This window comes from Pseudomonas sp. EL_65y_Pfl2_R96, from assembly GCF_963970905.1.
Taxonomy (GTDB): domain Bacteria; phylum Pseudomonadota; class Gammaproteobacteria; order Pseudomonadales; family Pseudomonadaceae; genus Aquipseudomonas.
Genome location: NZ_CAXAQH010000302.1, coordinates 1 through 471 on the forward strand (window position 1 = coordinate 1; position 471 = coordinate 471).

The 471-nt window shown below is 63.1% G+C and carries 1 protein-coding gene; it reads right to left on the minus strand.

Annotated elements, in window-relative coordinates; all coding sequences use genetic code 11:
- On the minus strand, positions 1-369 hold a 369-nt coding region (locus AACY49_RS30745; RefSeq protein WP_339528062.1), incomplete at its 3' end, for a hypothetical protein.
- Positions 370-471 lie beyond the last annotated feature (102 nt).

Here is a 471-nt window from a genome sequence, read left to right on the forward strand (position 1 = left end):
TGCCGTATCGGTGTCCAACTCGTCGAACCCGTGCATGCCCCGGCCCGCCATCCATCGGATCAGGAAGCGCAGCTGGACGGCCACTGTCACAAGCGATCTGGCCTGAGCTTGCCGGCGACCGACAGGAGGATCGACGCGAAGCGACCATAGGAAGGTGCGGGCATCCTCCAGCCACCGATGCCATCGCGGATCGGTGAAGCGACTGCCGTCCGGCAGCTCGAATGCCCAATCGACGCGAAATTGGTGACGACGCAGATCGGCCCGCGTATGGTCGAAATGCCATTGCGCATCGGTCCAGATCGATCGTGACGAAACGCGTTGCGCGGCATCGAAACGATGGAGCCGCTCTGATTGTGCCGGCATAGTCATTCCAACTCCGGGAGCAGCGGCATGCCGGTAGCGAGCTTGTGGGCGGGCTCGTGCATGTTCGCGGGGAAATCCGGGAGGATGTCCTGGGTGAGAATGCGCCAC